The organism is Pseudoalteromonas sp. 23_GOM-1509m, from assembly GCF_000518425.1.
Taxonomy (GTDB): Bacteria; Pseudomonadota; Gammaproteobacteria; order Enterobacterales; family Alteromonadaceae; genus Pseudoalteromonas; species Pseudoalteromonas tetraodonis.
Map to the genome: position 1 here is coordinate 1 of NZ_KI912436.1, position 8,274 is coordinate 8,274.

Annotated in this window: 6 protein-coding genes; 4 read left to right on the forward strand and 2 right to left on the reverse strand. The window is 36.8% G+C overall.

All coding sequences use genetic code 11. The annotated features are described in order from the left end of the window. Positions 1 to 161: 161 nt before the first annotated feature. Both N523_RS0118325 and N523_RS0118330 read left to right on the forward strand, forming a co-directional pair. Complete coding sequence (locus N523_RS0118325) at positions 162 to 1,814, forward strand: ATP-binding protein (protein ID WP_028834810.1); 1,653 nt, start codon at positions 162 to 164, stop codon at positions 1,812 to 1,814. After that, positions 1,811 to 3,646 carry an ATP-dependent nuclease gene (locus N523_RS0118330; protein ID WP_028834809.1) on the forward strand — a complete coding sequence of 612 codons (1,836 nt, stop codon included), beginning with the start codon at positions 1,811 to 1,813 and terminating at the stop codon, positions 3,644 to 3,646. The genes N523_RS0118325 and N523_RS0118330 overlap by 4 nt, the downstream gene beginning before the upstream one ends. A 51-nt stretch (positions 3,647 to 3,697) precedes the next feature. Here the strand turns inward: N523_RS0118330 and N523_RS0118335 are convergent, their stop codons facing one another. Further along, the gene (locus N523_RS0118335) at positions 3,698 to 4,651 is read right to left on the reverse strand and encodes an IS110 family transposase (protein ID WP_028835974.1); all 954 of its coding nucleotides are present in this window, start codon (positions 4,649 to 4,651) and stop codon (positions 3,698 to 3,700) included. A 354-nt stretch (positions 4,652 to 5,005) separates the two neighbouring features. On the opposite strand from N523_RS0118335, the gene N523_RS19185 reads away from it, so the two are divergent. Continuing rightward, positions 5,006 to 5,281 carry a hypothetical protein gene (locus N523_RS19185; RefSeq protein ID WP_051440344.1) on the forward strand — a complete coding sequence of 92 codons (276 nt, stop codon included), beginning with the start codon at positions 5,006 to 5,008 and terminating at the stop codon, positions 5,279 to 5,281. Positions 5,282 to 6,164: 883 nt separating this feature from the next. Here the strand turns inward: N523_RS19185 and N523_RS0118350 are convergent. Beyond that, on the reverse strand, positions 6,165 to 6,965 hold the full coding sequence (locus tag N523_RS0118350; protein WP_028834807.1) for a hypothetical protein: 801 nt from the start codon (positions 6,963 to 6,965) through the stop codon (positions 6,165 to 6,167). A 98-nt stretch (positions 6,966 to 7,063) separates the two neighbouring features. Here N523_RS0118350 and N523_RS0118355 point away from each other — a divergent pair, with 98 nt between their 5' ends. Continuing rightward, positions 7,064 to 7,957, forward strand: coding sequence for a response regulator (locus N523_RS0118355; protein ID WP_028834806.1), 894 nt, complete (start codon positions 7,064 to 7,066; stop codon positions 7,955 to 7,957). Positions 7,958 to 8,274: the final 317 nt, after the last annotated feature.

Here is an 8,274-nt window from a genome sequence, read left to right on the forward strand (position 1 = left end):
TTTAGTTATTTGACAAACTAATTATGGCTCTGGCTTTGAATTAAGCTAACCCACGAAAAGCGGAGGCTAACACCGTGTGGGAGTCATTATGTCTAAATGGCCTGGCATAACCTCAGTTTCAAACTGTGGCGAAATACTCTAACTAATAAGGAAGTTATAAATTGACAACATCATTAAGAGAAGATGCTTTAAAATTTGGTAAAATTAAAGAGGTTGACGGTGCCGCAATTATACTTCATGCAGATGTTTTAGAGCGCGAGTTTCAAGGCATAAAGCACTGCGCTGAAGTTGGTGCTTATGTAAACTGTGGCGGTGCGCACGGTAATACAATTTGTACTATAAGCAAGGTTCAGATCACTGAGATAGAGAAAACAAAAAGAGCGATAGATGGGTTTGAAGTAGTTAGAGAAGAGAGGAAAGTAGTAACGCTTTCAATATTGGGTTGTGCTATCAACGGTAAGTTTAATCGAGGCACCAAACGACTTCCCACAATAAATTGTGATACATACTTTCTTAGCAGTGACCAAGTAAACCAATTAATCGGCATAGACCTAGAAGAAGACAAAGAGCACTTTTGTGTTACTGATTCTAACGATGACGATCAAACGTATTTAAACTTGGATAAGCTAATGGGGCGGCATACCGCCATATTGGGTACTACAGGTAGTGGTAAAAGTTGCACCGTTGCATCGATAGTTCAATCGATTTTATCAAGCTACGAGTGCCCTAGAATATTATTTTTTGATATTCATAATGAATACCCTTCAGCATTTGGCTATAACGATAAAGCACCAAACGAAGACTTTAAAAAAAGAACAAATGCAATTCCTTGGAATGAGTTTACACTTCCATACTGGTTTTTAGATTTAGAAGAGTTCTTTGGTGTTTATAATCTTGAACCTGGATCTAATCAGAAAGCCATAATAAAAAGGCTTATAACGAAACAAAAAGAAATAGAAGCTGAAAAGCAAAATATTGATGGTGTAGTCGTTTCTGCAGACACACCAATTTTTTTCAGTATTGATGTTCTTTTAGATGAAATAATAGCTGAAAAGGACTCTCAAAGTAATGCTACTAATAAGAAACCATATGAGAGTATTATTCTTAAGCTTCAAGCTGTACGTCATGACACTCGTTACTCATTTCTTCATCGAAAAATTGATAATGAAACATCAATAGTCGAATACTTTGAATTTATTTTAGGTTTATCTGAATCTGAAGCATATTTAAACATATTAGATTTAAGTGGCTTACCAGCAGAAGTAAGAGCTGTTTGTGTCGGCGTTATTTCAAGATTGTGTTTCGACTTTAAATATTGGGATTTAGACCCTGAAAATATCCCTCTTAACTTAATACTAGAAGAGGCTCACACTTATATTCCAGAAGATAGCGATTCAAAGTTCAATATAGCAAAAGAACGGGTTGAGAGAATTGCAAAAGAAGGGAGGAAGTATGGTGTTGGTTTGACCGTTGTTACTCAACGCCCATCAAATGTTTCAACAACTGTCTTATCTCAATGCGGAACATATATAACCCTTCGACTTACCAATGATCTAGACCAAAACAAGATTAAAAGATTGTTGCCAGATACATTAGCTGGTCAAGTTGACTTCTTACCTAGTCTGAGAGACGGTGAGGCATTTGTTTCTGGAGACTCAATTAATTTACCAAGAAAAGTTCAATTTAGGGCGCCTAACCCAATGCCTAGAAGTAATGACGTTAGATATCATAAATCTTGGAAACAAGGGAAGCCTGAGACCTATTCATTAAAAGCCTTAGTTGACTCTTGGCATAAGCAGGACAAATCTAAATGAAGATTGACTCTATAAGACTTTGCGGTTGGCGCTCATATGATTTAAATGGCGTCTATATTAGCGGATTAAAGTCAATCAACCTAATTATAGGTCCGAATAACTCAGGTAAATCTAATTTAGCAAAATATTTTAATTACTTAAAAAGTATAGCTAGTGAAAACCTGATTGCTGGAACTGCGATTTCAGTTGCCACTGAACTTGATGAAAGCCAAACATGGGGTTGGGGAAAGGAGAGAATTAACTGTGAAATTTTACTTTCAAACGATAATATCTTCACTGAAGATGATAAAATTTCTTATACGGTAAGTGAGAATAAAGTTACTCTAGATTGCTACCATGACGTTAGTTCTAATACATCTGTTTTAAACATGAAGGTTAATGGTAAACAGATATTCAATGATAGTAATTTAATCTGTTCTGATTTGGAAGCAGGTACATGGATAGACCCGACTGACGATGTAGCAGGGTTTAGTGATAATGAATTTTATTGGAGAAGCTTCTTAAATTCATTGGTATTTGTTGACCCTATTCGACATCACTCGCGTAATTCAAATAACGAGCAAAGCTACTATTTTGATGGCGCAAAAATTATTGATGAGCTTGATAAGTTAAGACTCGACAGAGCAACTCCATCAAACTGGGCTGGATATAAAAAACAAATTAAGCAGTGGCTAACTGATATTTTATCTGAGCAAGTAACTAATATTGAAGTTGTAGATAAGGATTTAAATCTTGAGTTTGCATCAGGACTATCCTTTTCTTTAGATCAGTTAGGTACTGGGGTCTCTCAAATAGTGATGTTGCTATCACACCTTTGGATTAACAAGGAAGTCAATTTAAACGTCTTTCTCGAAGAACCAGAAGCCAATTTACACCCAGAAGCAGTAGTTAAACTTATAAGTATTTTTGAGAAAGAACTAATTAATCATAGATTCTTTATTACTACTCATTCACCATCCCTTATTGACTGCCTAAATGAAAACTGGGCTGTATACAGAACTTTAAAGTCGGCCAATGGCGCAAGCTCAATTACCCCGAATGACAATATAATCAAGTATTATGAAACATTAGATTCATTGGGCGTAAAAGCTTCTCAAATACTTCAAGCTAATACTGTTTTATGGGTTGAAGGGCCTAGTGATAGGATTTACTTAAAAAAATGGATTGATATATATTCTGACGGAGAACTGAAAGAAGGAAAAGACTACTCCTTCTTATACTTTGGTGGTACAAACTTAGCCTCTTTCACAGTACTAGATGATATTGGTGAAAATCTAATTAATATTTTTAGCACCAGTAGGAAGGCATGCTTGATTGCCGATTCTGATTGTTCTTCGCAAACAGACCGAGATGATGAGGATTTTAAAGCATACCTAAGTTCTATGTTAGATAGACTTCGAACAGCCAATGCTGATAATGCTGGTTTAGATTCAACATTAGATGATTATGTCAAAGTGTGGATTACGCAAGGCCGTGAAATTGAGAATTATATTTGCACAGATCTATTCTTTGATATTCTAACTAGCCAAGGTTTCAAGCGTGAATCAATTGGTCAGGGAAATAACCATAAGAAACTGTCGTTAAAATCAACTCAAGCTTCAGACTTTATATTCGAAAAATTTGATTCATTCGATAAGGCTATTTCCGATTGTTATCAATTTGATGATGCTACTCAGCTAGATGCATCTTCATTGAGTAACATTGCTTTAAGTTATGCGAACAAAAAAGTACCTATTGCTAAAGCGGTAGTCGATAAGCTCGATAAAACACACTGTTCGATCTTTGACTTAGAAAATAAACTGAAAGGTTTAGTTGAGTTTATTCGGAAGTAGTTAGGTTGGAATCGACCATTTAACAAGTGACTATGGTGTCAATTCCTAATTTTAAACCATTTTAGGATCCCACATGATACCATCCCTCACCATAGAATTTATGATCACTACCAGCTTTCGTATGCACGCAATAATGGCTACCTTTTTAGGCTTTCCTGCTTTAACCATGCGTTGATAAAGGTCTTTAAATTTAGAGTTGCACTGAATGGCTGACATCATCGCCATGTACATGGCAGTTCTTATTTTAGGTCGGCCGCCACGTATCATTCGCTTACCTTGATACACGCCACTTTCACGATTAAATGGGGCTACACCCACTAAAGAAGCGGCCTCTTTGTTGTTCACATAACCTAACTCAGGCATATCACTAAGCAAGTTAAATGCGACCACATTGCCAACACCTGGCACACTTTGAATAATGGCATTTTTTGCTTTGTATTCGTCACATTCTTCAATCAGTTTTTGAAGTTTTAAATCGATTTTATCTATTTGATTTTTCAGTGCAGTTAAGATAGATTTTATGAGTGACGATAGTGTTTTTGGCATTATTTGAGAGCGATTTTTCTCCATCGTTTGCATATCCATTAACTGACGTCTTCTCGAGAGTAAATCGCTCATCAAGCGCATTTGCTCTGGCTTTAAAGATGATAAAGGCGGTTTAATCGCTTCACCAAAGTGAGCAATAAGTTGTGCATCAAGTTTATCCGTTTTTGCTTTTTGGCCGATACCGCCTACGAAGCGTTTTATGTTCACGGGATTAGCAATAACGAATGGAATATTCGCCTCAGCGCAGGCTATGATAAAAGGCTGTTCAAGACGTCCACTTGCCTCAATAGTAACGCGTGTTACTGGGTGTTTTTTTAAGATTTGAATGGCGTGTTTAATACCACTTTGATTATTTTCTACAGTAAAGTAAATGTCTAAAGGCCTGATATAAATATCGAGTTGTGTTTTACCTGTATCGACACCGACGTTAATTTCATTTTGATTATTTATTGTATTCATAATAAGCTGACTCTGCCTTGCTATTCGGGCTCGAGGCCCCGTTGACTATCCGAGTTTAATGCTTGGAGTTTATACAGCGTTCTAACTTGTTACCGGTCTCTCAATAGAGGAGCCTACGCTCAATCGAACTACTGTATAAAAGGCTTTGGTTGCAGCCAAAGCTTGGGCCTCACATTATCCGAACTAGGTTAAAGTATTAATTAATTTATGGGTTTATTATCTATAAAAGGCGTTTAAGTCCGATGCAATCACTCCGTTTCTTTTGTGCTTCGCTTCGCGAATTATTGCACAAAACAAACTCCGTGCTCGCACGGCTTAACTTAACGTTAGTGTTAGCAAGGTGTCAATTTACTTATGAAAATAGCTATTAAAAGTATCCCTAAGTCTAGTGAAAGCTCATATCAAAATCTAGAACCTATTCTTGAAGAGCTACTTGCAATGGGTAATGTAATAGAAACTGATTATCGTTGGGGTTGTGATAGAACAGGTTATTTTTGTACATTAAAACATTCAATTGATGTTGTAAGTATTCTGAGTAAATTTGAGTTACCTGAAGATATTTACTTTACCGAAAATGGTAGCTTGTGGTGCGGTGTGACAGGTTGTCGAATACAAGTAAGTAATAGTTAAAGTAAACACATAACAAGCACTTCAAACAGAACAAAAACAGTTGGTTAGGTTCCGCTTCGCTTCACATTTTAGCAAGCTATTTTCAGCCCTTTAGCGGGGCGTTAAAAGTACAAGGAAATTTATGAGTCTGTGTCCTCGCTGTGAACATAAAATAGATGTTTTCAGCTTTTCTTTATCTGCACTCCCATTTTACTTTAAATGTGCCAGTTGCAAGACGAGATTGAAACTTATCAGCTCAAAATTATTCTGGGCTATATTTTTATTGTATTCGGCGGTCGTAATTACATTGATAATGTATATTCCAATTTTTAGCGAATATGGTTTAGGCTTAATATTAGCCATATTAGGCTGGTTCTTTGTTTACTATAAATCGTCACCTTACATACTCAGCAAAGATAACGTTGCACTATATGGTAGTGACTAGCTAAAAACAGCTTTGTTTTATATCTTCCTCTAAAAGCGCAGCGTCTCCTCGCCCTCTTTGTGCATAAATCACTTAAAGACCTTATTACACAAAGAGAAGTGGATGGGAGGCTTCGGGCTACGAGGCGCGAGTAAAATGCTAATGCCCATAAATACGCGATATGAAATCGCTGCTACAAAAGACATTTACTGATAAAAACAGTTTTTGCACCACAGAGAATCCCGAGGCGCTTTGCGCTACACAGAGGTGGATTGATATTTTTTAAGCATTTCTCTGTGAACTCTGTGTCCTCGGTGGTAAATACTTATTTAGGCTTAACTCTGGCGCAATGTGAAATCGCTTCTACAGGGCAATATATGGCTTTTTTTACGTTCACTAAAAGGTCTTATTCTACAAAGAGAAGTGAATGAGAAAACACAGGCATAACGTGTACTGCCTCAGACTGAAAAAAATCGTTGGCTAACTTGGCTTTTGGCTATTTTTCATCATTTCTAAATAGCGCCCTTCAATGAATTTTTTTTCTTTTGTAAGGTGTTTAAGTGCGTACTGAGTTTTTTCTAGCTCTTGCTTTAGTGTGTCTAACTCCTCACTACTTTCTGGCCCGTCTGTTTGTAACTGCAATTGCTGTAGTAGTTGGTCTTGCTCTGCAATTTGCCTTTTATATTCGTTTAAAGTGTTAAGTAGTCTTGTTTGATCGGGCGTTGAGGATGTATCTGCGCTTGATGTTTTATCACTATTTTCGCTTGCGGTTTTAAGCGCTTCATAATCTGCTTGTAGCTGGTCTTTTTCTTCTTGAAGCACAGTCACTGCATCATATTGTGCATAGAGCTTTTGACGGGTCACTTTTAATTTTTCAACACTTTTATCGAGATCCCCTTTAAGTTTGCGAATTAACTGATGCGAGCGTTTTAATTTTTTATTGAGATCATCAATTAGCTGTTGTTCTTTTTCGGTAACATGATCTTTGGTTGATGAAGTAACCTCTGTTAATTGTTGTTGTAACAGCATTTGTACACTGATTAACTCAGCGATAGTTTTTCGATTATCGTTAACATAGCTCATGGCATTTTCAACAGACTCTCTGCACATAGCTAACGTCGCATCATCCATTGTGCCGTTACTTTTAACCATACTCAATGCAAAAGCCCTAAACTCTCTGAGTATCAGTAAAAGAATATAAAACCACGCGGCTAAAATAAGTAGCCCAAAATTTATAGCAATATAATGATAAACCTCTGGCGGAAATACGGCATATGGCATTATTAAATTATCTTAAATTAAGTGTTTATTTACTAGAGTTTAGCGCTGTCAAAAAAATCTGCCATAATAACAACAACATTTAAAAAAAAGTAACATGCGTGAAAATACTTATCGTGGATGACAGCCAAGCAACACTCGAAATAGTACGCCGAGGGTTGGAAAAATTTGGCTATCGAAAGTTATTAATAGAAAAAGCTAGCAATGCTAAATCTGCGTTAACGCTGATTGGTAGTTGGCACCCCGATATTGTCCTTACAGACTGGCATATGCCTGATATGTGTGGAGTTACGTTATTACGTGCAATAAAGCAAAGGCAACTTAATATAATAGTAGCAATGCTGACCACTGTTGATGAAAAGTCTCAAATTGAAGAAGCTATTAGCTTTGGTGCATCTTTTGTTTTATCAAAGCCTTTCTCAGACGCGCAACTACACGATAAATTATTGCCTTTAGTACAGCTTATTGAAAATAACGAAATCATCCCTGATGAAATTGAATTAAACAGTGATTTAGCGTTACCAAAACTGTCGCAATTAGAACGTTTGTTTCATAAACATATAAGTCAGTCCTTAATCGTAAACACAATTCAACCTCAGGTATTTGATGAGTCTAAAGTCCCCTGTGTCATGGCTGTTTATGAGGATCCAAAAAGTCAAAAAGTGCGTGCCATTGCCATACTTGATATTTATGCTGCCTGCGTAATGGCAAGTGGCTATAGCAGCTTGTCGGCTGAAGATATCAGTAACTCAATATTATCGGGCGTTGTAACGAATACAGCATTAAGCGCATGTAAAAAAGCGTTAACGGAAACGGCTTTTGCCTTTTTAGACAAACGAACACGCGTTAGTTTACAAATCAAAACGGTCAAAGTGATTACCACGCCTTTTCGTAAGCTCACTTTGCTGTATAAAACGCCTGCTGAAAAGCGAATTGATTTTAGTTGTCAGCTTGAGGGCATGGCACAAGGTAAAATCATGTTGGTTGGCATTTAATAAATTAAACGCAACGTAGTTACCATCATTAAAAAGTTTATATTTAAAAGCACCCTGCTCCTAAAAAAGCGCAGCGTCTCTGCATCCTCATGGTAAATCAATCACTGAAGGAGCTTATTACACAAAGAGAAGTGAATGAGCAGTAAATTAGTAACCTAAACCACCAAACAACCTTGTTTTATACCTTCCTCTGAAAGCGCAGCGTCTCTTCGCCCTCTTTGTACATAAATCACTTAAAGACCGTATTCTACAAAGAGAAGTGAATGAGGAGCAAATGAGAAACCAAAACCATCAAATAGCTTTGTTTTATAACTTCC